20 protein-coding genes and 1 pseudogene are annotated in these 26,360 nt (G+C 62.9%); 13 read left to right on the top strand and 8 right to left on the bottom strand.

Going from position 1 to position 26,360, the window contains the following annotated elements; translation table 11 throughout:
* Positions 1–186 precede the first annotated feature (186 nt).
* From HMPREF1022_RS03670 to HMPREF1022_RS16470, 4 genes and pseudogenes are all read left to right on the top strand, one after another.
* Positions 187–1,926, top strand: a complete 1,740-nt coding sequence (locus HMPREF1022_RS03670; protein ID WP_009301946.1) for a methyl-accepting chemotaxis protein — start codon at positions 187–189, stop codon at positions 1,924–1,926.
* 423 nt (positions 1,927–2,349) lie between these two features.
* Positions 2,350–4,917, top strand: a complete 2,568-nt coding sequence (gene secA, locus HMPREF1022_RS03665) for a preprotein translocase subunit SecA (protein WP_009301945.1) — start codon at positions 2,350–2,352, stop codon at positions 4,915–4,917.
* A gap of 169 nt (positions 4,918–5,086) precedes the next feature.
* Positions 5,087–5,299 (top strand): hypothetical protein, encoded by a 213-nt coding sequence (locus tag HMPREF1022_RS03660; RefSeq protein WP_009301943.1) that lies wholly within the window; start codon positions 5,087–5,089, stop codon positions 5,297–5,299.
* Positions 5,300–5,500: 201 nt separating this feature from the next.
* Positions 5,501–5,833 (top strand): annotated as a pseudogene (locus tag HMPREF1022_RS16470) (Fic family protein); the annotation flags it as partial.
* Here HMPREF1022_RS16470 and HMPREF1022_RS03650 read toward each other — a convergent pair.
* Positions 5,824–7,041, bottom strand: a complete 1,218-nt coding sequence (locus HMPREF1022_RS03650; protein ID WP_009301939.1) for a GNAT family N-acetyltransferase — start codon at positions 7,039–7,041, stop codon at positions 5,824–5,826. The pseudogene HMPREF1022_RS16470 and the gene HMPREF1022_RS03650 overlap by 10 nt on opposite strands.
* Positions 7,042–7,095: 54 nt before the next feature.
* On the bottom strand, positions 7,096–7,785 hold the full coding sequence (locus tag HMPREF1022_RS03645; protein ID WP_008685923.1) for a DsbA family protein: 690 nt from the start codon (positions 7,783–7,785) through the stop codon (positions 7,096–7,098).
* 219 nt (positions 7,786–8,004) lie between these two features.
* Here HMPREF1022_RS03645 and HMPREF1022_RS03640 point away from each other — a divergent pair, with 219 nt between their 5' ends.
* The gene (locus HMPREF1022_RS03640; RefSeq protein ID WP_009301937.1) at positions 8,005–10,812 is read left to right on the top strand and encodes an amidohydrolase; all 2,808 of its coding nucleotides are present in this window, start codon (positions 8,005–8,007) and stop codon (positions 10,810–10,812) included.
* A gap of 263 nt (positions 10,813–11,075) precedes the next feature.
* Here the strand turns inward: HMPREF1022_RS03640 and HMPREF1022_RS03635 are convergent, their stop codons facing one another.
* The gene (locus HMPREF1022_RS03635) at positions 11,076–12,092 is read right to left on the bottom strand and encodes a glycoside hydrolase family 3 N-terminal domain-containing protein (protein WP_232221543.1); all 1,017 of its coding nucleotides are present in this window, start codon (positions 12,090–12,092) and stop codon (positions 11,076–11,078) included.
* Between the two features lie 146 nt (positions 12,093–12,238).
* Complete coding sequence (locus HMPREF1022_RS03630; RefSeq protein ID WP_035060767.1) at positions 12,239–13,096, bottom strand: PHP domain-containing protein; 858 nt, start codon at positions 13,094–13,096, stop codon at positions 12,239–12,241.
* Positions 13,097–13,566: 470 nt separating this feature from the next.
* Between HMPREF1022_RS03630 and HMPREF1022_RS03625 the strand changes: the two genes are divergently transcribed.
* The 4 genes from HMPREF1022_RS03625 to acs all read left to right on the top strand — a co-directional run bounded on the left by HMPREF1022_RS03625 (position 13,567) and on the right by acs (position 17,845).
* Complete coding sequence (locus HMPREF1022_RS03625; protein WP_009301931.1) at positions 13,567–13,818, top strand: Trm112 family protein; 252 nt, start codon at positions 13,567–13,569, stop codon at positions 13,816–13,818.
* On the top strand, positions 13,818–14,378 hold the full coding sequence (gene yfcE / locus HMPREF1022_RS03620) for a phosphodiesterase (RefSeq protein ID WP_009301929.1): 561 nt from the start codon (positions 13,818–13,820) through the stop codon (positions 14,376–14,378). Before HMPREF1022_RS03625 ends, yfcE begins: the two co-directional genes overlap by 1 nt.
* Positions 14,379–14,458: 80 nt before the next feature.
* The gene (locus HMPREF1022_RS03615) at positions 14,459–15,115 is read left to right on the top strand and encodes a Maf family nucleotide pyrophosphatase (protein ID WP_198005331.1); all 657 of its coding nucleotides are present in this window, start codon (positions 14,459–14,461) and stop codon (positions 15,113–15,115) included.
* A gap of 672 nt (positions 15,116–15,787) precedes the next feature.
* A complete protein-coding gene (gene acs, locus HMPREF1022_RS03610) occupies positions 15,788–17,845 on the top strand; it encodes an acetate--CoA ligase (RefSeq protein ID WP_008685930.1) in 2,058 nt (685 codons plus the stop codon).
* A 124-nt stretch (positions 17,846–17,969) separates the two neighbouring features.
* On the opposite strand, the gene HMPREF1022_RS03605 is transcribed toward acs, so the two are convergent.
* Positions 17,970–18,467 carry a hypothetical protein gene (locus HMPREF1022_RS03605; RefSeq protein WP_009301926.1) on the bottom strand — a complete coding sequence of 166 codons (498 nt, stop codon included), beginning with the start codon at positions 18,465–18,467 and terminating at the stop codon, positions 17,970–17,972.
* Positions 18,468–18,703: 236 nt separating this feature from the next.
* Between HMPREF1022_RS03605 and HMPREF1022_RS03600 the strand changes: the two genes are divergently transcribed.
* The 4 genes from HMPREF1022_RS03600 (at position 18,704) to HMPREF1022_RS03585 (ending at position 21,922) form a co-directional block, all read left to right on the top strand.
* A complete protein-coding gene (locus tag HMPREF1022_RS03600; protein WP_008685932.1) occupies positions 18,704–18,952 on the top strand; it encodes a FeoA family protein in 249 nt (82 codons plus the stop codon).
* Between the two features lie 147 nt (positions 18,953–19,099).
* Positions 19,100–19,369 carry a DUF6110 family protein gene (locus tag HMPREF1022_RS03595; protein ID WP_009301925.1) on the top strand — a complete coding sequence of 90 codons (270 nt, stop codon included), beginning with the start codon at positions 19,100–19,102 and terminating at the stop codon, positions 19,367–19,369.
* Positions 19,370–19,487: 118 nt separating this feature from the next.
* Entirely contained in the window at positions 19,488–21,638 is a 2,151-nt protein-coding gene (locus tag HMPREF1022_RS03590) for a heavy metal translocating P-type ATPase (protein ID WP_009301924.1), read from the top strand.
* Positions 21,632–21,922 carry an HMA2 domain-containing protein gene (locus HMPREF1022_RS03585; RefSeq protein ID WP_009301923.1) on the top strand — a complete coding sequence of 97 codons (291 nt, stop codon included), beginning with the start codon at positions 21,632–21,634 and terminating at the stop codon, positions 21,920–21,922. The genes HMPREF1022_RS03590 and HMPREF1022_RS03585 overlap by 7 nt, the downstream gene beginning before the upstream one ends.
* Positions 21,923–22,208: 286 nt before the next feature.
* Here HMPREF1022_RS03585 and HMPREF1022_RS03580 read toward each other — a convergent pair whose 3' ends face one another.
* From HMPREF1022_RS03580 to HMPREF1022_RS03570, 3 genes are read right to left on the bottom strand one after another with little or no spacing between them, the layout of a single operon-like run.
* On the bottom strand, positions 22,209–23,453 hold the full coding sequence (locus HMPREF1022_RS03580) for a diaminopropionate ammonia-lyase (RefSeq protein ID WP_009301922.1): 1,245 nt from the start codon (positions 23,451–23,453) through the stop codon (positions 22,209–22,211).
* Positions 23,454–23,458: 5 nt separating this feature from the next.
* Positions 23,459–24,610: an aminotransferase class I/II-fold pyridoxal phosphate-dependent enzyme gene (locus HMPREF1022_RS03575; protein WP_009301921.1), complete on the bottom strand. Its 1,152-nt coding sequence runs from the start codon at positions 24,608–24,610 to the stop codon at positions 23,459–23,461.
* A complete protein-coding gene (locus HMPREF1022_RS03570) occupies positions 24,597–26,249 on the bottom strand; it encodes a diguanylate cyclase domain-containing protein (protein ID WP_009301920.1) in 1,653 nt (550 codons plus the stop codon). The genes HMPREF1022_RS03575 and HMPREF1022_RS03570 overlap by 14 nt, the downstream gene beginning before the upstream one ends.
* Between the last annotated feature and the right edge of the window lie 111 nt (positions 26,250–26,360).

Below are 26,360 nucleotides of genomic sequence, written 5' to 3'. Positions count from 1 at the left end.
AGAGAGAGAGAGAGAGACTGAACCGCAGAACGTAGCGGATCTTTTTTCATATAATTCTTAAAGGGTTGCATTTCTCCTGCGCTGGGGAATGCAACCCTTTTTGTATTTACGGATGCCGGCGCGTTCAATGGAGCGTACCGGGCCAATGACGGGGCATACGTATACTTCAATAACGAGGAGATTCTGATGAAACTGTCTACAAAGATTTCTTCCAGCATGGGCGCGTTGACCATACTGATCGCCATTCTGGCGGTCTATCTGCTGGTGCAGATGAAGAGCGTCAATCAGATGTCCACCATCCTGGCGGGACGGAATATTCCGGTCATTGATCTGGCGGGCAAGCTGAACAATGACATCTCGGAATACCGCATCGCGGAAACCCGCTACATTCTCAATCCAGACCCGGCCTATAGGGAGCGAAATGAAAAAGCAATGGCGGACTGGAAGGGAAAAATTGATTCCTATCTCTCCGAACTGGCTGACCGCGTAAAAATGGAAGCCGTCAAAAAAGCTCTGGCAGAGGTCAATGCGGAGCAAAAGAGCTTTTTTGATATTTCCAAAACCCTGCGGAGCATCTCCCGCCAAGGTGATATGGACAAGGCGAAAGCCCTGATGTTGGGCGATTCGGAGACGGTCTACCGCGAACTGAGCGACAAGCTCAATGCCCTTTCGGTTGCGGCCAAAAACAACGCCGAAGCCATGAGCGCCCAAGGCGACGCTATGTACGAAAACAGTAATATGATCGGCACCGCCCTGACCGTGCTGGCTATTCTGATCGCCGTGGTTCTGACTATCCTGATCGTGCGCAACACCGTGCGCCAGTTGGGCAAAGACCCCGGCGAACTCAACGCCATTGCCCGGCGTGTGGTGGACGGCGACTACAATGTGGATGACGGCGGCAAAAAATTGGGCGTCTATGGGGCCATTGTGGAAATGGTCAACGCCCTGAAACAAAATATTGAAAACGCCCAGCGCGAGTCGGAGAACGCCAGGGAGCAATCCGCCAAAGCCCAGGAAGCCATGGCCCAGGCCGAAGCCGCGAGCAGGGAAGCCCAGGCCAAAACCGAGGCCATGCTGGTGGCCGCCGACAAGCTGGAACAGGTGGGCAGCGTGGTCTCTTCCGCCTCCACCGAACTTTCAGCCCAGATCGAGCAGTCCGACCGGGGCGCGGCCGAGTCCGCCCAGCGCCTGTCCGAGGCGGCCACGGCCATGAACGAAATGAACGCCACGGTCCAGGAAGTCGCCAAGAACGCCGGTTCAGCTTCGGCCGCCTCCGCCGAAACCAAGCAGAAGGCCGAGGCCGGGTCCCAGGTGGTGGAAAAGGCCGTGCACAGTATCGAGCAGGTTCATCAAATGTCCCTGGAGCTCAAGGAGGACATGGCCCAGCTCAACGAACACGCCCAGGACATCACCAGGATCATGGGCGTGATCTCGGACATCGCGGACCAGACCAACCTCCTGGCCCTGAATGCCGCTATTGAGGCCGCCCGCGCGGGCGAGGCCGGGCGAGGCTTCGCCGTGGTAGCCGACGAAGTGCGCAAGCTGGCCGAAAAGACCATGGCTTCCACCAACGACGTGGGCAACGCCATCAAGGCCATCCAGGAAAGCACGGCAAAGAGCATGACCGGCGTGGACAACGCCGTGGAACGCATCGGCGAAGCCACGGAGCTCGCCAGCCAATCCGGCGCGGCTCTGGAAGAAATCGTCGCCACCGTGGAAGCCACGGCGGACCAGGTCAATGCCATTGCCACGGCCAGCGAGGAACAGTCCGCCGCCAGCGAGGAGATCAACCAGTCCATCGTCCAGGTCAACGACATGTCCCGCCAGACCGCCGAGGCTATGGCCGAAGCCGCCAAGGCCGTGTCCGACCTGGCCGCCCAGGCCCAGGGCCTGACCAATCTGATCCAGGAATTGAAAGAAGCGTAACAACACTGTTGCGGCCGGGGCACGCATCCCCTCCCCGGCCGCGCGGGCGCGTTTGGACAGTACGCGCCTCTTCCCCGGCGCGCCCCGACGGACAACGGGGCGCGCCGCACATATAAGCCGGGCGTCATGGCGGGCCCGGCTTCCTTTTTTTCGAAGCAGTCCGCTGCCCAAAAAGTCGGACCGTGCCGTATTTCCCGAAACAGCTCGCCGTAAAAGGCTTGCGGCCCGCGCCGCTCGACGCCGGGGGCTTCCCGTGCCGCATAAATGCCCGAAAGATGCCCCGCCTTGCATTGCCAAGTATAACATAATGACTTATTTTTAGGAGATACCACGGCAGTGTGAGCGCCCTGCCGTCCACTCAAGCCTGACCCGTAATTCGTCGGTGCCGCGAACGGCCCGCCCGTGTGAAGCAGAGGAGCATCCATGTTCGGCTTTCTTTTCAAAAAAATATTCGGCAGCAAGAACGAACGGTATCTGCGCCGTCTCCGCCCCCAGGTGCAGCGTATCAATGCCCTGGAACCCGAAATGCAGCAATTGGACGACGCGGACTTCGCCGCCCGCATCGCACGGTATAAGGAAGAAGTGCAGGAAGGCGGCAAAAACCTGGACAGCCTGCTGCCCGAAGTCTTCGCCCTGGTGCGCGAGGCCTCGCGCCGCGTGCTGGGCATGCGCCATTACGACGTGCAGCTCGTCGGCGGCATGGTCCTGCACAAGGGCAAGATCGCCGAGATGAAGACCGGCGAAGGCAAAACCCTGGTCGCCACCCTGGCCGTGGTGCTCAATGCGCTGTCCGGCAAGGGCGTGCACGTGGTCACGGTCAACGACTACCTGGCCTCGCGCGATGCGGCCTGGATGGGCAAACTTTACTCCTTCCTGGGCCTGAGCACGGGCGTCATCGTGCACGGCCTGGACGACGACGAGCGTAAAACCGCCTATAACGCGGACATCACCTACGGTACCAACAACGAATTCGGATTCGACTACCTGCGCGACAATATGAAGTTTTACGCCGAGCAGCTCGTGCAGCGCGGCCACAACTTCGCCATCGTGGACGAAGTGGACTCCATCCTCATCGACGAAGCCCGCACGCCGCTGATCATTTCCGGCGCGTCCGAGGAATCCGTGGGCATGTACCGCACGGTGGACGACATCGTGCGCCAACTCACGCCCGAACATTTCACCATTGACGAAAAAGCCCGCACGGCCATGCTCACGGACGCGGGCGTGCTACGCTGCGAAGAACTGCTCAAACTGGACAACCTCTTTGACCCGGCCAACATCACAGCCCAGCACCACGTTCTGCAATCCCTCAAGGCCCATCAGGTCTTCAAGCGTGACGTGGACTACATCGTGCAGGACGATCAGGTGGTCATCGTGGACGAGTTCACCGGCCGCCTCATGGCCGGACGCCGCTATTCCGACGGCCTGCACCAAGCCTTGGAAGCCAAGGAGCACGTAACCGTCGCGGCGGAAAACCAGACTCTGGCCTCCATCACCTTCCAGAACTATTTCCGCCTCTACGACAAACTTTCGGGCATGACCGGCACGGCCGACACCGAAGCCGTGGAATTCCAGCAGATCTACAACCTGGAAGTCATTTCCATCCCGCCCAACAAGCCCATGGTCCGCAGGGACCACCCGGACCTGATCTTCCGCAGCCGCAAGGAAAAATTCGACGCCATTGTGGAGGCCATCGCCGAGCTGCACCAGAAGGAACAGCCCGTGCTGGTGGGCACCATTTCCATTGAAACCTCGGAAATGCTCTCCCAGCGCCTGACCAAACTGGGCATTCCGCACAACGTGCTCAACGCCAAACAGCACGAGAAGGAAGCCGAAATCGTGGCCCAGGCCGGCCAGAAGGGCAAGGTGACCATTGCCACCAACATGGCCGGACGCGGCACGGACATCGTGCTGGGCGACGGCGTGGTGGACCTGGGCGGCCTGCACATTCTGGGCACCGAGCGCCATGAAAGCCGCCGCATCGACAACCAGTTGCGCGGCCGTTCGGGCCGCCAGGGCGACCCCGGTTCCTCCCGCTTCTACCTTTCGCTGGAAGACGACCTGATGCGCCTGTTCGGTTCCGACCGGATCAAGGGCCTCATGGAAAAGCTGGGCCTGCGCGACGGCGAAGCCATTGAAAACGCCATGGTCACCCGCGCCGTGGAAGGGGCCCAGAAGCGGGTGGAAGCCCACCACTTCGAGATCCGCAAAACCCTGCTGGATTACGACAACGTCATGAACCAGCAGCGCGAGGTCATCTACACCCTGCGCCGTGAATTCATGGTCGAGAACGACCTGGACCCGGTGCTCAACGAGTTCCTGAGCGACGTGCTGGACGACGCCTACGGCCCGCTGGACAACGCCGCGCCCGACGACCTGGCCGATACGCGCAAGACCATCATGGCCCGCCTGCGTGAAGTCTTCAATCTGGATCGCGTGCTGCCCGAAAACGCTCCCCTGCCCGAGCGGGAAGAGTGCGAAAAGCTGATACGCGGCATTCTGGACGAGCTGCGGACCGATGCCGCCGAAAGCTACAAGGACATTCAGCGCTACTTCCTGCTGGAAGAGCTGGACCGCTGCTGGAAGGAACATCTGCGCAACATGGACGCCCTGCGCGACGGCATCGGCCTGCGCGGCTACGGCCAGCGCGACCCCAAGCTGGAGTACAAGCGTGAAGGCTTTGAAATGTTCCAGGAAATGCTCTTCCAAATCCGTGAGAGCGTGTTCCGCGCCCTGACCCGCGTGCGCGTGCAGCGGGTCAGCCCGGAAGAGGAACAGGCCCGCGCCGAGGCGGAAAGGGAAGCCCTGGCACGGGAATTCCGCCACCGCGAAGAATCGGCGGGCGAGCTGTCCTACTCCGGCGGCGGCGAATCCGAGGCCCAGTCCGCCAAGAACAAACCGGCCAAGGCCGGACCGCGCGTGGGTCGCAACGATCCCTGCCCCTGCGGCAGCGGCAAGAAATACAAGAAGTGTTGCGGCCAGGACAAGTAGTGCCTACTTTTTCAAAGTAGACACACAAAACCTGTAGGATTTTGCGGTGGCGTAGCCGCCGTGCGTCAGCGAAAAACCACGTTTTTTCGCTGACGATCCTGCGAAAATCGGGAGTATAACTATGCTCGAAATTTTCGCAATCAGATAGGCGACGTAGCGCGGAACAATTATGCAGAAAAATGATACGAGCGCGCTGCAAAGGCGAATGCGCATGCTGGCCTTTGCCGTGCATTCACAATTGCTGGAAAGCGAGCCCCTTTCCAAAGCCGAGGCCGCCCGCCTGGAACGTATGATACGCGACGGGCTGGCCCCGGATGAAGGAATCGCTGTGCTAAAAAAAACTCTGGGCATTGCCGATGCACAGGTATGCGGTCGCGCCTGATCCCTATATCCTGCCGGGAAGCGCCGTCCTTAAAAACATTCCCGGCCTCGACGAGGCGGAGCAATTAGCCGCATTTGAACGTAACGCGGTGGCGTGGCGTTCGCTGTCGCTCCCTACCGGGCACTATGATGTCGCACACCTCAAGGCCATTCATAAGCATCTTTTCCAAGATGTTTATGGGGCTGGGCCGGGGAATTCAGAACCATCCCCATGGCAAAGGGCGCAAGCCGCTTTGCGCAACCGCAGTATGTAGCCGGGATGCGTACAGCGCCTGTCGACCGTTTCACCGCGGCGCTGGCGGAGATGATCTCGGAGCTCAATGCCGTGCATCCTTTCCGTGAAGGCAACGGTCGTACCATCCGGGCTATTGCGCTGTTGCTGGCCGAGGATTGCGGCCATGCCTTCGACCTGACCGCCGTTACCCCCGCTCTGTGGACTGAAGCGTCAATCCTGGCTTTTCAAGGCAACAATCACGCTCTGGAAGTTCTTCTCCATGAGGCGCTCCACCCCCTGCCCGTCCCGGATCAAAAGTAATCCGAAAAATACGGCTTCTCCGGCGGGATCAGGCTCTCCAAGGTGGGCAGCAGATAGTAGTCCATGCGAATACGGTCATTATTGTACAGATAGGTGGGCCGCTTGTAGCCCATAAGCATGGTGGTCAGCGTCTGGATGTCCATTTCGATGAGCGGAGCCGCGCCGTGGCTGTCCACCTTTTCGCAGAAGGTCTTGCCGTCCTTCCAGGTGACATGGAAGATGCCGTTGTTCCATTCCGCGGCCGGATCGCTGATCCGGAAGTAGAGCTTAAGTTTCTCGTCCTCGAACTGGAAGGAATATTCCTCAAAGAAACGCTGCACATCCACGATGCGGGCCATGACATTGGGCTTGATGGTTTCGTCGATTTCACTGTCCTCGAACTGAAAGGCAATGGATTCGCCTGTGTAGTTGGCTCCCTCCACCTTGGTGATCATGGAAAAGTGCGCGCTGATGTAATTCCAGATGCCGTACTTGGCCTCCTGGGTCAGCCAGATCATTTCCTTGATCTGAAAGACCTCATTCTCAATGTAGTAAATAACGTAGCCCAGGGGCTTTTCTTCAGCGGTGTAATACACGGCGGCCATGATGTCGTCGGATTCCCAGCGCCAGTATTCCTCCCATTCCAGATCGCCCCTGATCAGCGCGCCGTGCTGTTGCAGGGCGAAATACTTGTAGACCCGGCGAATATCCTCATGCTCCACGGGCACGCGCTCGATCTGGCCCGGCACGACATGGTGCTTGGGCAGCTGGGTGTCCCTGATGGAAAAGGTCATCTTGTCCGCCACGATCTCCCAGCCCTGCTTGCGGTAAAAGGGAATGGAGTACGGGCAGAGAAAAGAAATATACTGCTGCTCCCGGCGCATGTGCTCCAGGCTTTTCTTGATCAGGGAATGCACCAGGCCACGGCCCGTATACTCCGGGTAGGTGGCCACGCCGGTGACGCCGCCCATCTTGCAGATCCGGTCCCGGATGTTGACTTCCATGGAATAGACCACGATCTGCGAAGCCAGATGCCCCTTGTAGAACCAGCCCAGCACGTAGGAGGCGTCGAAAATCGGCTTTTTGGACTGCTTCATCTCCTTGTCCGACCAGCCGATCCGCGACATTTCATAAGAACTGACCTGAAAAGCATAGCGCAGCAGGGCTTCAAATTCCTCGAAGTCGTCGGCATCCAGTTTTTTGAATTCAAACTGCTCGTTGTTTTTCATCCGGATGTACTCCTTGCGCCTTGCCGCCATGCCGGGCAATCCGCGCGCGTCCCGTTATGCGTCACAGGCTCCGTCCAGGGAGCAGGCCCCGCCCGAGGCGAAACCGTCGCTGTTGCCGCTCAGCGCCGCCGCCAGCCGGGCGGACACCGAGGCGTAGGAGGCATAGCCCCGAGCCAGCAGGCGGCGCTCGTCGCCTTTCACCAGATAGAGCGTGGGATAGAGCTTGAACTCGCCCATCAGGGCGGCGGCTTCGCGCGTTTCTTTTCCGGCTTCTTCCCGCACGGCGGGATCAGCCAGGGCGCGCTCCAGTCGGATGGGGTCCACCTGCCAGCGGGTCGCCATTTCCTCGCGCACCTCGGCGGAAAACACGTCCCGGCCCGCGCCGTAGAGGATCTGCTGCAAGATCTCTATCTGGGCCAGCTCATGCCCCGGCGCAAGCCGCTTCAGGGCCGCCAGCAGCACTGCCATGTCCGGCGAATACATGCGCAAGGGCCGTTCCGCGTCCAGGGTCGCCAGAAAACCGTCCACCGGCCGAGCGGTGGTTTTCGCCAGGCGGATGAAAAAATCCCGGATGTTCGGAGAATGGGCTTTCATTTCCGCCAGAGTCGTGGGCTCGTCCATCAGATCCCCGCCGAGCACCCGTACCGGCAGTTCGGGATGTTCGGCGGCAAGGCGCTGCATGACGGGTGCGAAGCCGTAGCACCACGGGCAGAACACATCGGAAAGATATAAAAAATGAGGCATGGGATTGCGCTCCTCTTCTCGCTGTTTTTCACGATAGGGCCGGAAAAACCCATCGTCAACAGGCGCGGCACGGCATGCTTGACAAGCCGGTGCGGGGATGCAAGGTGTTGCATAGAGGCATCCGGAGCAAAATAACTTTTCAAAGCTGCTTTGCCTTGGGTGCAGAGGGAGTACGGCAATCCCGGGAAACGCCGGATCACACTGCAAAGGGGAGCGACGATGCGCGAACACGGCCTTATCCGTCTGTACAAAAGGCTCGCCACGCCAATCCTGGCACTGGTCATGATACTGGGGGCGGGCTGGGGCGCGCGGCCCCTGGCCGCCGCCACAGTGGACACGCTCTACCACAACGGCAAAATCTACACTCTCACCGAGAGCATGCGCGAAGCCAAAGACCCGCGCAAAGCCAACACAGTGGAAGTCGTCGCCACCAGGGACGGCAAAATAATCTTTGCCGGGTCCGCCGCCACGGCGCGGCAACAGGGTCTCTTCGCCAACGCGGCCCGCATTGTGGACCTGCGCGGCAAAACCATGCTGCCCGGCCTTATCGACGGGCACGGCCACTTCCCGCTCCAGGGCGGCTATGACCTCTTTCAGGTCAATCTGAACAGCTTCCCCCTGGGCGAAATGCGCTCCATTGAGGATTACAAGAAAGCCCTGGCCCGGCGTTGCCAAAGCGCGGGCAAGGACGCCTGGGTGCTGGGCTGGGGTTACGACGACACCCTGGTCACGGAAATGCGCCACCCCACCAGGGCCGATCTGGACGCGGCCTGCCCGCGCAATCCCGTCTTTGTGCGGCATGTCTCCGGGCATATGGCGGTGGTCAACTCCGCCGCCCTGGCCAAAGCCTCCAGGGACGAGCTCAGCACCGTGGGCGTGGACGAGCGGAGCGGCAAGCTCACCGAACCCCGCGCCATGCAGGTGGTCAGCCGCCACTTCCCGCCCGCCGGGCCCGAGGCGGCCCAACGCGGCCTGGCCCGCGCCAATGAGGTTTACGCGGCGGCGGGCGTGACCACGGCGGACTGCTCCAATATCCGCATGCTCACGGAGCTGCCCAAGATGCAGAACGGCATTCTGCGCAACAATCTGAACCTGCGCGTGGTACTGCATCCTCTGGGCTATTATCCCACCACCCTGGCCTCGGGCAAAACCGTGGACAGCGCGGGCTGGATCAATCGCGCGGCCCTGGGCTGGTCCAGCGCCGGGCTCTCGCTGGCCGGGGCCGAAACAGCGGTCATGACCGAAAACAACGTCCCCTTTGCCGACGGCCGCAAGGCCGTGGCCGGCGGCAGCGACATCACCCGGCTGTCCATGCCCGCCTACGCGGCGGACAAGGACGCCGACGGCTCTCCCGCAGCGGCGGCCAAAGGCACTGTCGCGCCGCCTGCTGGGCTGTCGGCGGACAACCGGCTCTTCCTCGGCGCCTGGAAGTTCACTTTTGACGGCTCGCCCCAGGGCTATACCGCCTGGATGAAAAAGCCCGGCTTCTACCGCTGGGGCAAGTACACGGCGGCGGACAGCTTCAATCAGGCCGGTTTCTTCAACGGAGCCGTGGGCACGGACAACATGCCCCCGGCGGCTCTGGAAACGCTGATCGCCATGTACCACGGCAACGGCCAGAGCACTCAGACGCATACCAACGGCAGCGCCGCCGCCGAGCGCTGGGTCACGGCCCTGGAAAAAGCTGTGGTCCGGCATCCCGAGGTCAGGGACACCCGCGACACGTCCATCCACGCCCAGACCATGGAGTTGCAGCACATCCAGCGTCTGACCGGCAACTATCAGGATCTGACGGGCACAGGCCCCATGTACACGGAGCTGACCGGCGCGTTCAAGGACGGCAGGCTTTCCCCGGCGGAAGTGGGGGCCAGGGACATCGGGCAGTTGAGCCGCCTGATGCGCGATCAGCACTTCTTCAATTCCTATTTTGTGACCCATACCTATTTCTGGGGCGACCGCCACAACCAGATCTTCTTCGGGCCGGGCCGGGCCCGGAACATGAGCCCCGTGGGTTGGAGCGTGGCTTACAACCAGCCGTTCAGCTTCCACAACGACACCTACATCACGCCCATTTCGCCGCTGCGCAGCCTGCAATCCGCGGTCACGCGCACCAGCGCCCATTCCGCCATTTACGAGGGCGGCACCCTGCTCAGCGGCCAGGGGCACGATCTCGGGGCCAAGGCGCTCTTCCCGCCGCGCGATCCCGAGGAAACCGGCGACAAAACCACCTTCGCCTTCTGGAACTATGACCACCGGGTCAACGCCCTGCAGGCTCTGCATGCGGTCACCCTCATGCCCGCCTGGCAGAACAAGCTCAGCGACCGGATCGGCTCCATAGCTCCCGGCAAGCTGGCGGACTTCACCATTCTGGCCGAAGACCCGCTGGCCGTGGCCGCCGCCCGGCCGCAGAGCCTGGCGGAGATGCGGGTGATGACGACCATCGTGGGCGACACGCCGGTCTACGGCTTTGCGCCCGGCTCCAAAACGCTGGCCGACGCGCCTCGGGGTTCCTATATTCAGCCTACGGAAAGCGTGGTGGCCCTGGTGACCGAAACCGGCCCCATGACGCCCGCCGAGGGCTACAACGAAACGCGGGACAAAACGTTGGGCGCATATGCCTTCAGGGCGGATGTGCGCAACGGCGAGCTGGCCGCTTTTCAGATGCGCTTTCTGGGCAACGGCGGGCCGGTTCGGGACATGGCCCTGCTGGACGGCGGCAGCGGAGCGTCGGGCACGCGCCCGCTGCATTACAGTCCCGAGGCAGCCATGGCCGACGGCAACTGGTGGATCGCGGCTCTGGACGCGCCCATGCTGCCGCTCAAGGCAGACGACGCCCTGATTGCGGACAAGATGTACGCCGCCTTCTTCGTGCTCAAGGATAACGGCCCGCGCGACAAGGACGCGGCCAGAGGCGGCCTGGCGGGCCAGGTGGTTCTGCTCACGGACGGCCCTCTGCCGGGCAACAGCGGGACAACAAGATACGTCTTGGGGCCTGCGGCAACCAACGCCGCTAAAGCCCAACTTTAAAAATGGGGTTCCAAGGGGGCCGCGCCCCCTTGGCTGCCGGAGGCATCACCCCGGTAAACCTGAAAAAGCGGAAGAGGGAAGCCCTGGGGCCTTCCTCTTCCGCTTTTTACGCGGATTTTTTTAAGGAAGCACTGATTAATGAAGATTTTTGTTCTCCGCCAAGGACGGGAAACTTAGGCCGGAGGGAATATATTCAACCCCGACCTTCGCCCGGAGCGAGCCGGACGCGGGCAGAGAGCAAAAGACCATTAATCAGTGCTTCCTTAACGCGCATAGGCCGCATGCAGGGCGGCAATACGCTCCCAGGAAGCCCGGATGCGCTCGGGCGTGATCTTGCCGCTGTCCACCAGACGGCGCAGGGCCGCGTGGGCTTTTTCCGGCAGATCGGGGTCCCATTGCAGGTTGTTGCCGAAGACCAGAATGTCCACTCCGGCCCGCACGGCCAGCAGAATGGCCTGTTCCAGGCCGTAGTGGTCGGTAACGGCCTTCATCTGCATATCATCGCTGATGACCACGCCCTGCCAGCCCAGGCCCCGGCGCAGCAGGCCGGTGACCACCATTGTGGACAGCGTGGCCGGATGCTCAGGGTCAAGCCCGGCGTGGAACAAATGTCCCACCATGACCATGCCCGGCCAGCCCCGGCGGAAGGCCTCCGCATAGGGCAGCAGATCGCTGCCGCCGTCCCAACAACGGCTGATGTCGGTGAGGCCCAGATGCGAATCGCGCCGCGCGCCGCCCTGGCCGGGAAAGTGCTTGAGTACGGGAATGACTCCGGCGCGAGCCAGCCCCTGCCCGAAGGCCAGGGCGTGTTCGGCGACCAGCCGGGGATTCGGGCTGAAACTGCGCCCCAGTCTGCCGATGGCCGGATTGTCCGGATTGCTGTCCACGTCCGCCACGGGCGCGAGATCCACGGAAATGCCCAGTGAAGCCAGCTCCGCGCCCAGACGCGCGGCCAGTGCTCCGGTGGCCGCCGGGCTGCCCTGCCCCATATGCCGGGCCGAGGGCAGATCCATAAAGCCCTGCCGCGGCTTGAGCCGCCGAACGCGCCCGCCCTCCTGGTCCACGGCGATGAACATGGGGCCGGGCGCGGCGGCCCGCAGCACGGCCGTCAGACGACGGAGCTGCTCCGGGGAGCGAATGTTGCGCTCGCCTCCGCCGGGCAGATCGCGGTCAAAAAGCAGCACATGTCCCACTTTCCCGGAGCGCACCGCCGCCAGAAAAGGATCGCCCGGCGCGAGTTCCGCGCCGCGAAAGCCCAGCATCAGCATGGAGCCGAGCATGCGCTCAAGAGAGGGGGAATCGGCAGGATCGGGCGAGGCAGCGCGTGCCGGACCGGCCGGGCAAAACTGTGCGCAAGCCAGAACCAGCAGGCAGCAGAACGGAAAAAACAACCGACGGAGCAGCCTCCGCCGCAGACCGCCGGATGCTAGCATGGCAGCCCTTGCGCCCGGCGTTGCGCCTCCAGCTTTTCCAGCACATCCAGGGGCACCCGCAGACCGCCTCGGCCCACGCCCAGACGGATGCCGGGCTTGTTGCCGCCGTGGTAGTCCGAACCGCCGCTGAGGCCCAGGCCGAAACGCCGGGCCCATTCCACGCAGAGGCGCGTATCCGCGTCCGAGTGCTCGCTGTGCCATGCTTCAATGGCTGTGAGCCCGCAACCGGACAGATGCTCCACAAAACCTTCCAGCCAGGGCAGGGGGTATTTCTGCAAGAGGGGGTGGGCCAAGCTCACCGTGGCCCCCAGACCGGCCAGCAGATGCACGGCCGCTTCGGGTTCCAGCACTTCCTTGGGCAGATAGGCTTTGCCGTAAAAGCCGAGATATTCCCGGAAGGCCTCGCCCACGTCGCGCACATAGCCCTTGGATGCCAGCACCGCCGCGATGTGCGGCCGTCCCACGCTCTCCTTGGCGATGGCGCGCACCTCTTCCAGGCTGATGTCCAGCCCCAGGGCGCGCAGCTTCTCCACAATAGCCCGGTTACGCTCACAGCGTTTGCGACGCAGATAGCCGAGCTGATCCTGAAGGGGGGCGGCGTCACGCGGCAGCCAGAGCCCCAGGATGTGCACCTCGCCGTACTCGGTATGGGTCGAAAGTTCACAGCCCCGGATCACCTTGATGCCCAGGTCACGCCCGGCTTCCTCGGCCTCGTCCAGGCCGGAAACGGTGTCGTGGTCGGTAACGGCCACGGCGGCCAGACCAGCGGCATGGGCCTTTTGCACCAGGGCTGAAGGGCTGTCCGTGCCGTCCGAAGCCAGCGTGTGAGTATGCAGGTCGATCAGTTTCATGGGGGAATTCATCTCTTCTTTCCAAGGTAAGCCAGTGCCTGAAAAATGCAAGCGCGGCCGGACCTCCCAGGGCAGACGCATCTAATTTCAGCTTTTGCTGACCTCTTGTTTGACGAGATTATCCGTCAAAACCAGCCTTTTCGGCGCTGGCGGCGTCATCTGGCGCTTTTTGCTGCTCATGTACTTGAGTACATTCCGCGCAAAAAGCACCATTTTCCTTGCCAGCGCCGAAAAATCTTAGTTTTTAGGATTCTCCCGGCACCAGCCATCCGCCTACGCTTTGCTCCGGCGGAGCAAAGGTGGCTTTACCCAACTCCGTAGCGTGTATTAACTATTTTAAATAATTAAATTAGAAATACACTGGCCGCGTTTTTTTAGATGCGTCTGCCCTGCCGGACCTCCGGCCGCCCCTTGAAGCCTGGGGAGCATCAAGGTATGCTGGGGATCGTTTTTATCAAAAGGAAAATACCATGCCCATGAATACCGAAGAATTATTGCAGATCCTGGCCTGCCCGCGCTGCCTGGGCACATTGGAAGCCCTGGCGCGGGACGGGCGGACCCAAGGCTTCGCCTGTCAGGCCTGCCAGACGGTCTATCCGGTACGCGACGAGATACCGGTCATGCTGATTGAGGAAGCCGTGCCCCGCGCGCAGTGGGATCAGGGCGCACGGGAAAAATCAGTCGCGGGGCATGCCCGAGAGCGGGCCGGAGAACGCGACTGATGCGCCTGCTCATCGCCTCCGACCTGCACGGCTCGCTGGAGAGCCTGCGCTTTCTGCTGGGCAAAGCCCGCGAACTGCAACCGGACCTGCTGGTGCTCCTGGGGGACCTGGTCTATCACGGTCCGCGCAACCCCCTGCCCGAAAGTTACAACACGCCCACGGTCCTCAAGGAAATGGCCGACCTCAACGCTCTGCCCTGCCCCATCACGGCGGTGCGCGGCAATTGCGACGCCGAGGTGGACCTGGCCCTGCTGCCCTTTCCGGTGACGGAAAACGCCTGGATCAACGCCGACGGCCTGCGCATTTTCGCCAGCCACGGCCACCATCTGCCCGAGCGCCCGCCGCTGCCGGGCATGCCCCAGGGCACGGTGATCCTGCGAGGGCACACCCATGTGCCGCGCGGCGAAACCCTGGACGGACTGCATTTCTGGAACCCCGGTTCCCTTTCCCTGCCCAAGGGCGGTTCGCCGCGCAGCTACGGCCTGTGCGAGGACGGCGTCTTTCGCGTGCTGGACACGCACGGCCGCGAAGTTCTGCGGCATCAGCCGGGCGGAGCGTAAAGCCCGTGTCCGCCGTCCAGTCCCCCACGCCCGCGCCGGAAACGGGCTTTTGCCCTCAACTCGCGACCCAATTCACGCCTCTGTTCCGCCTTGCGCCGGATCTGGATCTGATTCTGGCCTCGGCCTCGCCCCGGCGGCGGCAGTTTCTGGCGGAATGGGGCCTGCCCTTTGCCACGGCCCGGCCGCGGGGCGTGGAACCGCGCCCCGAAGCCGGAGAAAACCCCGCGTCCTATACCCGCCGCGCCGCGCAGGCCAAAGCCCTGGCCGTGGAAAGCGGCCTTTCCCCGACTGCCCGCGCCCGCAGCCTGATTCTGGCGGCGGACACGGTGGTGGCCGTGGACGACGACATTCTGGGCAAGCCGCGCGATACCCCTCATGCTCTGGACATGCTCACGCGCCTTGCGGGCCGGGGGCATGAGGTCATCAGCGCCGTCTGCCTGCTGCTGCCCCAGGGGTGGCCCGGCCTCCCCGGCGAACTGTTCAGCGACGTGAGCCGGGTTTTCTTCCACGCCTGGCCCGAATCCGTGCTGGCCGCCTACGCCCGCACCCACGAGCCGGACGACAAGGCCGGGGCTTATGCCATTCAAGGGCAAGGGGCCTTTCTGGTGGAGCGGGTGGAAGGCTCGTGGAGCACGGTGGTGGGCCTGCCCGTGACGCCCCTGGTCCAAATCCTGCTGGAACGGGGCCTGATGTCTCCGGCGGACGCCAATCCGCTTCCCACAGCATTTTGCGTTTGAAATGTTGCACATCTCAAACGTGGATTGCTCTGATCAGCTTTTCCGCTGAGTACGCGGGACAAACCTTTCAATAGGGCATTTCAAAGTTGAAATGCTCTAACGCCGCACACGGTGCGGCGCGCCGCGAAAACCGACCCGACGGGCGGCCCGTAGGGCCGTGCCTGTAGCCCAAAGGGCGTACAGGCATCGAGGGCAACGCTGTGTGGATTCCGGCAAAGCGACCGAAGGCAGCCCGAAGGGCTGTCCCCGTTGGCGACAACGGAGCCATACGGGGATCGACAGCAGCGATAACCGCGTTTTCCGGAATGCCCCCTTTGAAACGCAAAGCGTTTCAAAGGTAATCTGCTCCACGGACGGAATGTGGACGGAACAAAGCCATGCTCCATCTCTCTTCAGCCATACGGAGCTCTTGCCGAATCTCCCGGCACGTCCCGATAAAAAATTTTTTCAACTTTTTGTGAAAAAATTCCTTATACTCCACCGCCTCCAACCAACGATTTCTCTATGAAAAACAACGCCTACGCCTCACGCTTGTGCCATTTTGCACAGCCATGACTGAAAGAACAAACAATTACGGGTGCTTGACGCGCAAAGAGAATCCCTTTACGCCAGTAACATGGCTGGTGTGCCAACTTTTTTCATAACGTCCACACTAGGAGGGAGGGCGCGACCATGTCCCAGGAACGCATCACCACATTGTTGACCGAGAAGCGCAGCTATCTGCCGCCGGAACACGGCAAATCCTCAGCCTGGATCTGTGGCCAGGAAGAGTACGACGCCCTGTGCCGCCGCGCACTGGAAGACCCCAGCGACTTCTGGGGGGCTCGCGCCTCTCAGTTGATACATTGGTTCAAGCGCTGGGACAAAGTCCTGGATGCCGACGAGCAACGGCATAAGTACAGATGGTTTACCGGCGCCAAACTCAACGCCTCCTTCAACTGCATCGACCGCCATCTGATTTCAGGCCGCCGCAACAAGGCCGCCCTGATCTGGCAGGGCGAAGATGAAATGGACGTGCGCTGTTACACCTATCAGATGCTGTACACCGAAGTCTGCCGCATGGCCCACGCCCTGAGCTCCCTGCATATCCGCAAGGGCGACCACGTGGCCCTGTACATGCCCATGATTCCGGAACTGGTCATCGCCATGCTGGCCTGCGCGCGCATCGGGGCCATTCACACGGCCATTTTCTCCGGATACGCCGAGGGCGGCGTGCGCAGCCGCATCCAGGGTTCCAAGGCCAGGGTGGTGATCACCGCCGACGCCACCGTGCGCGCGGGCAAGTTCAAGCCGCTCAAGGCCAATCTGGATCCCATTCTGGAAAAATGCCCCTCCGTGGCCCATGTGGTGGTAGTGCGGCGCGCCGGGTTGGACAATGTCACCATGCAACCCAACCGCGACATCTGGTGGCACGACCTTATCGACGACTTCACCCTCAATGCCGACTATCCCTGCGAGCCCATGGACGCCAACGACACGCTCTTTCTGCTGCACACCAGCGGCAGCACGGGCAAACCCACGGGCATCATGCATTCCACGGGCGGATATCTGACCTATGCGGCCCACACCACCCAGTGGTGCTTCGACATGCGCGACGACGACGTCTACTGGTGCACCGCCGACATGGGCTGGATCACCGGCCACACCTACGGCGTATACGGCCCCCTGGCCCTGGGAGCCACCACCATGATGTTCGAGGGCGTGCCCACCTGGCCCAAGCCCGACCGCTACTGGCGCATTGTGGAAAACTTCCGGGTCAACATCCTGTATACCGCGCCTACGGTGATCCGCTCCCTGATGCGCCTGGGCGAAGCCTGGGCAGAGCGCTATGACCTGCGCAGCCTGCGCATTCTGGGGTCAGTGGGCGAACCTATCAACCCCGAAGCCTGGCAGTGGTACCACAAGCACATCGGCGCGGGCGAGCTGCCCATTGTGGATACCTGGTGGCAGACCGAAACCGGCGGAGCCATGATCAGTCCCATGCCCTACGCCACCAAACTCAAGCCCGGTTCGGCGAGCAAGCCCCTGCCCGGCATCGACGCCGCCGTCATGGGCAGCGCGGGACGCGACGGCGAGGAAACCACCGGCGCGGGCCATCTGGTGATCCGCAAACCCTGGCCCGGCATGATGCTCGGCGTATTCAACGATGAGGAAAAATACCAGTCCTACTTCTCGCGCTTCGGCTGCTACGAGTCCGGCGACGGCGCGCAGGTGGACGCGGACGGTTATTTCTGGATTCTGGGCCGTATTGACGACTCCATCAACGTCTCGGGCCACCGTCTGTCCACGGCGGAAATCGAAGCCGTGCTGGCCGCCTGCCCCGAAGTGGGCGAAGCGGCCGTGGTGCCCATGCCCCACCGGCTCAAGGGCGAGGCCATCTACGCCTATGTGGTCACCCGCGACGAGGTGCCCTGGAGCGAGGAGTTGCGCAAGAAACTGCGCGACACCGTGCGACGCGACATCGGCGCGCTGGCCAGCCCCGAATACATCCAGTTTGTGGAGGCCATGCCCAAGACCACCTCGGGCAAAATCATCCGCCGCATGCTGCGCAAAATCGCCGGCGACACTTATGAGGATCTGGGCGATACCACGGCCCTGGCCGATCCCCATGTGCTGGAGGCCATCATCATCGGCCACCAGAATCTCCTCCAGGGCCAGCATGAAACCGCCACTCCGGCCGGGGATGAACCGGCTCCGGACGCCAAGGAAGCGGCCCCGGCGGGCGCATAACTATCTCTCATACTGTTGCGTAACTCCAAAAGGGTCGGCATTTGCCGACCCTTTTCACTGCCGCAAATCCGTCGTTGATACGCACTCCGGCGGCCGACCGACAGCCTCGCGCAGCGCGGATATGCTACAAGGCCTTGCGCCGGGTCCAGACATGACGCGCGGCCAGCAGGCCGAAGGCCGTCCCGGCCACCAGATGGGCGCGCCCGTTACCCGTGAAGCCAAGTGCGATGCTCAGGCCGCAGGCGGCCAGCAGAGCGCGCAGCTCCAATTTACGCGGGCTCAGTCCCAAGGAGACAGTTTGTCCCCGCCGCAACAGGCCGGACAAAACGGTCATGGGGCCGCCTGCGGGTCCGTTTGCGGATGCGCCGGACCGCGCGCCCCGACAGGCCTTTGCCGGGCCACACAACTCCGGCAGGGCCGCCTCCAGATCCCGGCAGATGCCGCCCAGATCCGCGTCCGGCGTCAAAAGCAGCAGAATGGAGCCCGAACCGCAACGCGCTTCCAGCACGTCGCTCTTGCCGGACAGAACAGCCAAAGCCCGTTCCCGCCCGGCGGTCCCGGCCAGGGCCGGATGGCGCAGCCGCGCCCGGCCTTCCATAGCATGCACAAGGTATGTCGGCATGAGTCCCCCTTTGTAACTTCAGGAGCTATTTGAAAATGACTTTCTTTTTCTTGACCCATAATTAAATTTAGTGCAAGCTCTCTTCCGTGCCGGGATCCATATTCCGGCGCGGCGTCCATCAAGACCGACCCCCAAACGGCGCGCGGGGTTCTCCGCGCCACGGGGCGCCGCGCCGGACCGGCAGCGCCCGGCACCATCACAGTCAACCGGCACAATGCCGACGAGAGGGAACGCGCATGAGTCAGATTGTCAGTCTCCGTCAGATGCACGTGGGCCAACAGGGGAAAATCGCCACAGTGGAAGCGCTGGGCGAAATGAACCGGCGCATTCGCGACATGGGCCTGATTCCCGGCACCACCGTTTCCGTGGTGGGACGCGCGCCGCTCAAAGATCCGGTTGCCCTGCGCCTTTCCGGGGTGACCATTTCCCTGCGCAACAGCGAGGCGGACTACATCAAGGTCGATGTGTCCGGCGCGGCTCACTAGGTTTTTATCCCACATCAGCTGGACAATTTTGTCCAATCTCGCCTCCGTCGCTGTTCCGTGCGGCGGGGGACGGGATGTGTTGTCTTCATTCGGGGAGTATCGTCCGTCGGCATTCGTCATACGGACTGTCAAGCAAAAGGAGGAGTTATGAACAGCGGCATCAAATTCGGACTGTTTTTCCTGGGCGGCATAGCCCTTGGCGCGCTGGGCGCCGTGGCCCTGAGCAAGGGCAAGTTGAATCTCAAGCCCGTGGCCGCCGACCTGATCAGCCGGGGCATGGATGTGAAAGACGCCCTGATGAGCAAGGTGGAAGCGGTCAAGGAAGACATGGAAGACCTTGCCGCTGAAGCCCGTCAGGCTTCGGAAAAGCGCAAAGCGGCCAAAGAGAGCCAGGAAACCGAGCAAGCCCAGGCCTAATCGGAACCTCCCGCAGTCATTCCATTCCCGGCCTTGCGGCGTCTCCCGCATGCGCCTCAGGGCCGGGAGCGTTTTTCCCGGCCCGGTTCAGGGCTTTCTTTTTCAGACTGGAGCGCGCATGTCTTTTTCCATCGTCCATGAACTTCAGGGTCTCGACGGAGCCGCCGCCGGCAGGATGCGCGTGCGCGCCAGCCGTCCCCTGCCCCCGGTTCCGGCCGCCGAGCTGGCCCGAAACCTGGAAGAACTGCCCGGCATCAGTGGGGTGCACGTCAACCCCCGCGTGGGCAGCCTGCTTTTTTTCTACGCCGACCAGGAAAGCCGTGTGTCGGCCCTGCGCCTGCTGGCCGCCCATGATGCCGTGGACGCCGTGGGCGACGCGCGCCGCGCGGATCTCCCGGCCACCACGGCGGAGCTTCTGCCTGAAGAGCCGCCTGCGGGCGGCCTGTTGCCGCTGGTACGCTTTTTTATCATCCGCCCCTTTTTGCCCACGGTCTGGCGCATGGTCACCAGCGTCGCCACGGCCGTGCCTTTTTTGCTCAAGGGTCTCGGCTCCCTGCTGCGCGGCAGGCTCAGCGTGGAGGTGCTGGATGCGGCGGCCATCACCGTTTCGCTGCTTATGCGCGACTTCCGCACGGTCAGCGTGCTGACACTGCTGCTGGGACTGGGCGAGGCTCTGGAATACTGGACCCGCCGCCGCTCTCTGGACAGTCTGACCGAAAGCCTTGCCCTGAATGTGGACAGCGCCTGGCTGCTCGGCGAGGACGGCACGGAAGTCTCCGTGCCTCTGGGCCAGGTCCGCGAGGGCGATCTGGTGGTGGTGCGCGACGGCGGCTCCATCCCAGTGGACGGCATTGTGGAGGACGGCTGCGCGCTGGTCAATCAATCCTCCATGACCGGCGAACCGCTGGGCGTGCCGCGCGGCAAGGGCGCGGCGGTCTTTGCCGGAACCGTGGTGGAGGAAGGTCGTCTGGTGATCCGGGTCAGCCAGGTGGGCGACGGCACCCGCCTGCGCCAGGTGGTCACCTTCATTGAACAGTCCGAGGCGCTCAAGGCCGGCATCCAGGGCAAGACCGAACGGCTGGCCGATCTGGCCGTGCCCTTTACCTTCGGCCTGGCGGCACTGGTCTGGCTGATCACGCGCAATCCCATGCGCGCCGCTTCGGTGCTGCTGGTGGATTATTCCTGCGCGCTCAAGCTGGCCACGCCCCTGGCCGTGCTGGCCGCCATGCGCGAGGGGGCGCGCCACGGCATGGCTATTAAGGGCGGTCGCTATCTGGAAGCCCTGAGCGATGCGGATACCCTGGTTTTCGACAAAACAGGCACGCTGACCAACGCCACCCCCAAGGTGGTTGCGGTCATTCCCGCCGCCGGGCATGAGCGGGGCGAGGTCCTGCGGATCATGGCCTGCCTGGAAGAACATTTTCCCCATCCCGTGGCCCGCGCCGTGGTGCGCAAGGCCCAGGAAGAGGGCCTCCAGCATGAGGAAGAGCACGCCCAGGTGGAATACGTGGTGGCCCACGGCGTGGCGTCCTCCCTGTACGGCAGAAAGCTGCGGGTGGGCAGCCGCCACTATATTGAGCACGACGAGGGCGTGGACGTCTCGCCCATGGAGGCGGAGATCGCCTGCCAGGCGGCTCAAGGACGTTCCCTGCTCTATCTGGCCGAGGACGGCAAACTGGCCGGCATTCTGGCCATTGAAGACCCGTTGCGCCCCGAGGCCGCCGGAGTGGTGGAAACCCTGCGCGGCATGGGCTTCAAACGCGTGCTGATGCTCACCGGCGACGATGAGCGCACGGCACGGGCCGTGGCCGAGCGAGCGGGCATTACGGAATTCCGCGCCCAGGTCCTGCCCACGGACAAGGCCAAGGTGGTGCAGGAACTGACGGCCGACGGCTGCAAGGTGCTCATGGTGGGCGACGGCATCAACGACGCCCCGGCCCTTTCGGCCTCCCATGTGGGCGTGGCCATGATCGACGGCACGGATCTGGCGCGGGAAGTTGCCAACGTGCTGCTGACCAGGCCTGATCTGGGCGGGCTCATCGACGCGCGGCGGCTGGCCCGCAGCACCCTGCGCCGCATCCACGTGAACTTCGCGGCCACCCTGACCCTGAACAGCCTCTTTTTAGCGGGCGGCCTGTTCATGCTCTTGCAGCCCGGCGTCTCGGCCCTGCTGCATAACCTGACCACCTTGGGCGTGTCGCTCAACGCCATGCGCCCGCACCTGCGGGGCACCGAAGCCGTTGCCCCTGTGGAGGACAGCCCATGCTGAACAGCCTGCGCCTGCTCAAATACGTGACCAGTTTTTCGGACGGCCGGGTACGCATCCGTCACCCGGCCCTGCGCCGTGAAGCCGTGGCCGCCGCGGCCAGGGAAAAACTGGCCGCCATTGACGGCGTGCTTTCCGTGGACTTCAATACCGTCAGCGGCTCGGTGCTGATTCTCTACGACAGCGCGCGCCTGCCCAAGGAGCGGCTTTTCGCCGTGGGCGAAGCCTGGGCCGATTATCTGGACGCGGTTCAGGCGGGCCGCCCGGCGCACGTGCCGAACTGTTGAAGCCGTTCAGGCTTGAAGCGGATTGCCCCGCGCGGATGGTATAGTTCCGGGCGGGGCAATCCGTTGTTAAAGGCAGGTCGCCGAGTCTTAGTGCAGATTACCTTTGGAATGCCGCGCATCCAAAGGTAAAGGCACGCTTACTCAGCCGCTTAGCTCTGCTGTCCTCGCCGTAAAGCTCGAAGACTCGCTAATGGGAGAGACAACAGCGCAAATACATCGCGCTTGCGGCTTCGTAGCGCGAGACTGCTCTCGCAGCCTCGTTAGAGCATTTCAACGTTGAAATGCTCTAACGGCTCTGAAAATCAAAGGCGCAAGCGCCATCCTGGACCACCCGCCGGTACATGTCCGGTTCGGTGTCGCCCTCGGTGCTGATCAGCAGCACCACCGAGGATTCGTTCAAGCCCAGAGCCGAACGCATGGCGGCCGCCTCCGGCGCGCGCGCCAGATAATCCAGCAGGCCCACGCCCACGGCTCCGGATTCGCCGGAAACCAACGCCGGATCGCCGGGCAGGGGCGCGGCCAGCATGCGCATGCCGTTGGCCGCCAGGCCGTCCGGACAGGCCACGGCCGCGAAAGCGTGCTCCCGCAGAATCCCCCAGGCCAGGCTGCTGGGCTCGCCGCAGGCCAGACCGGCCATGATGGTGCGCATCTCCCCGGCCGCGGCATGGGCGCGGCCGTCCCCACTCCGAATGGAGCGGAAAATGCAATCGGCGCTGTGCGGCTCCATAATGACGGCCAGCGGGGCAGGACCGCCCTCTTCCGCGTCGGCAACGGCGAAAAAACTCAGTACGGCGGCGGCAAAGGAACCCACGCCCGCCTGCAACAGCAGATGCGTGGGCCGCGTGAGCCCCATGGCGCGCATCTGCTCCCGCGCTTCCAGAGCCAGGGTCGTGTAGCCCTGCATGATCCAGCGCGGGATTTCCTCATAACCGTCCCAGGCCGTGTCCTGCACCAGCACGCCGCCCGTAGCCCGCGCATGCGCGGCGGCGTGGCGCACCGCGTCGTCATAAGCCAGATCCGTAATTTCGCAGTATGCGCCCAAGGCACGGATGGCCGCCGCCCTGGCCTCGGCCGAGCCTTTGGGCATGAAGACCACGGCCCGCTGTCCGAACTGCCGGGCGGCCCAGGCCAGGCCCCGCCCGTGATTGCCGTCCGTGGCCGTGACCAGAGTGATCTCTCCCAGCCGCTCCCGTGCCTCGGGCCCGCAAAGGGCCGCGCGGCTGAGACCGTCCGGCGGCAGATTCAGACGGCGAGCCAGAATCCGGGCCACGGCCCAGGACGCGCCCAACCCTTTGAATGCCTTGAGGCCGAAACGGCGGGATTCGTCCTTGACCAGGACCCGGCCCAGACCGAGCCGGGCGGCCAGGCCAGCCAGACTGCACAGGGGCGTGGGGCTATATTCCGGGAAGCCGGCGTGAAAACCACGGACATTACGTGCCCGCACCGGACCGAAAGCGGACGGCAGAACCGGAACGGCGGCATCCGGCTGTGCGGCATAGCGGGCGTTGAGCGCCAATTCCACGCGACGCACGGGCTTTAATCCAGTTTGGCTTCGGCCAGCCAGGCCTCGAACCGCGCCAGATTCTCCCCGAAGTTGCGGCGGCCGTAGCCCATGCGGAAATAGGGTTCGTCCATGCCGTAGACGCTGCCGGGCAGGAGCAATACCCCGGCCTCACGCGCCAGGCGCTCGCAAAAGCCCTCCATCGGGCCGTCGATATGGATTTTGTGGAAGCCGATGGGCCCGGCCAGGGGGCGGTTGTGGGTAAACAGGCCCGCGTGCCGGGCGAAAAAAGCGTCGGCCAGAGCCAGATTAGCCCGGACAATGCCCCGGTTGCGCGCCAGAATGGCCGGAGCGTGGCGCAGGGCCACCAGGGCCAGTTCCTCCGAGGGCGCGGCGCAACAGATGCTCAGATAATTTTTGAAACGGCTCATGGCCGTAAGCAGCTCCCGGTCGCGGCTGACGGCCCAGCCGATGCGCAGGCCCGGCAGGCCGTAGGCCTTGGAGAGCACGCCGATGGAAACGCCCCGCTCATACAGCTCGCAGATCGCGGGACGGGCATGCCAGGCGTTTTCATCCGAGCCGTCCGGGTCTTCCAGGCCTTTATAAACCTCATCGGCGATCACATGGATGCCGCGCCCGGCCGCCAGGGCGCAGAGCGCGCGCAGTTCCGCTTCACTCAGGGCGTAGCCCGTGGGATTGTGGGGTGTGTTGACGACAATAGCCCTGGTATGGGGACGGAGCAGGGATTCCAATGCGTCGAAATCCAGGGCCCAGCCTTGCCCTGTCTGGCGGAAACGCCAGAAGGACAACTCGCAGCCCACGGCCCGCGCCACCTCATACAGGGATTGGTAGGCCGGGAACATGCAGATCACGTGATCGCCCTTTTCCAGCAGCACATTCAGGCAGGAAAAAATGCCCTCCTGCGCGCCGGTCTGCACCAACACCCGGCCGCTGTCCTCATTCCGGTACAGACGGGCTATGGACCGCCTGAGCTCCGGTTTGCCGTCATTTTCGGCATAGCCGAGCCGAGTTTGCAGAAAGGCCTCGCGCGCTCCGGCCGGGTCCGGCTCCAGGGCCAACAGTTCCGCGATGCTCAAGGCCTCGCAGTCGGACTGGGCCAGAAGATGGGGCGCGGAAAATTCATGCTTGCCGAAAAATACTTCCAGTTCAAAATCAGGAATCCGCATGCGCTCCCTCATCGCCCGGCGCGCCGCTCCGGAGAGCTTCGTCCGAACGCTTTTCCAGACCCGGTTCGTAGACGCAGTAGCCCAGTTTGCCGCGCTTGGCCGTATACATGGCCACATCCGCCCGGCGGATCAGCTCGTCCAGGGTCAGACCGGCTTCGTCGCAACGCACGATGCCGATGCTGGGGGCAATGAGCCGCAAGGCCTCTGAAGAGCGAAAGGCTTCACGCACCAGTTTCACCAGGAGCTGCGCCTTGCGGATCAGAAAATCCAGAGGCCGGTCGCCCCAGTAAAGGGCGAATTCGTCGCCGCCCAGGCGAGCCACCACGGCCTGGGGACAGGAGGCGCGCAAAAGCTCCGCCACCGTGACCAGGGCCTGATCGCCCGCCTGATGCCCCCAGCGGTCATTGACGCTCTTGAAATGATCCAGGTCCACATAAAGCAGGCTTTCAGCCCCGTTCGTCCCTCCGGGCTGCGCATGCTCATAGAAATAGCGCCGGTTGTACAGCCCGGTCAGGACGTCGGTATTGGCGTGGCGCGACAGCCGCCGCTCGAACTCCCGTTCCAGCGTGACGTCGCGAAAAATCACGATGGCCCCGATTCTGTTGGAAAAAACATCCAGAATATCCTGTTCTTGGACATCCAGGACAATCTCCCGGCCGTTGAGCGTCCAGCGCAGCTCCGCGCGCTCTTCCTCCCGGACCAGCCGGCCTCCGGACAAGGCGTTTTCCCGCCATGTCCGGCAATCGCCGCCCAGCACATCGCTGTCGGCCACCGCGAAAAATTCCTTGAATTTTTCGTTGATGTTGACGACGTGGTCCTCCGCATCGGTGATCATTACGGCAAAAGGCAGGCTGCCCAGCAGCAGCTCCAGCTCGGCGCTCATGGTGGCCAGATTGGTCACGTCATGGGCCACGCCCACTGTGCCCATGATCCGTCCGTCATCGTCGAAAAGAGGCGACTTCCAGGTTTTGAACTGGCGCATGCCCTGTTTGCTCTTGACGAATTCGTCAAAAATGCGGGTCTTGCCCTCTTTCATGACCACGGTGTCTGTTTCCAGACACACATACTCGCCCTTTTCGTATTCTTCCTTCTTCAGATCCCAGATATAATAATGGCCCCGCCCCTCAATATCAGCTTTGCTTTTGCCCACGGTCCGGCAAAAACTGTCGTTGACCTTGAGATGCGCGCCCGCCGCGTCCTTGAACCAGATCAGGGAGGGCGTGGCGTTGATGACCGTATCCAGATAGTAGTGCGCGAGGCGGGAATCCCGTTGCAGCTTCAGGCCGTCAAGCAGCCTTCCGAAACGGGCGGCAAGCGCCGCCGCGCCGCACGGCCCGGCCCAGAGATCGTCGATATGGTCCCAGATGCCGTCCGGCAGCCCGGCGGCTTCCGCCGGATCAGGGGCCAGAAGGATGATGCGCGCGTCCGCTTTGGCCGCGCCGCGTATTTCGGGCAGGCAGGAAATCTGCCCGGCCTGCAGAAAAATGACGTCGTCCTGTTCCAGATCACGGCGGTCCGGACCGGGGCCGCCGCTGACGAAGACATGCTCAAAGCGCTCACGCGGCGGCACGGAACGCAGAATATTTTCCAGCTCCGCATCAGCGCCGCAAATTCTGATCCGTAATGTACACTGGTACATGCCGCCTTAGCCTCCTTCGCCGGAGCAGGTTCCGACGGACGGCGCACCGTCTAGTATATTTCTTCGCTCAAAAGTAGGATTTAAGCAAGTATTCCAATCTGACGGAATAAC

Origin of the sequence: Desulfovibrio sp. 6_1_46AFAA, from assembly GCF_000224635.1 — a bacterium.
GTDB lineage: Bacteria > Desulfobacterota > Desulfovibrionia > Desulfovibrionales > Desulfovibrionaceae > Desulfovibrio > Desulfovibrio fairfieldensis.
Note: the sequence above shows the minus strand (reverse complement) of the source record. Positions and strands in the feature narration are given on the sequence as shown.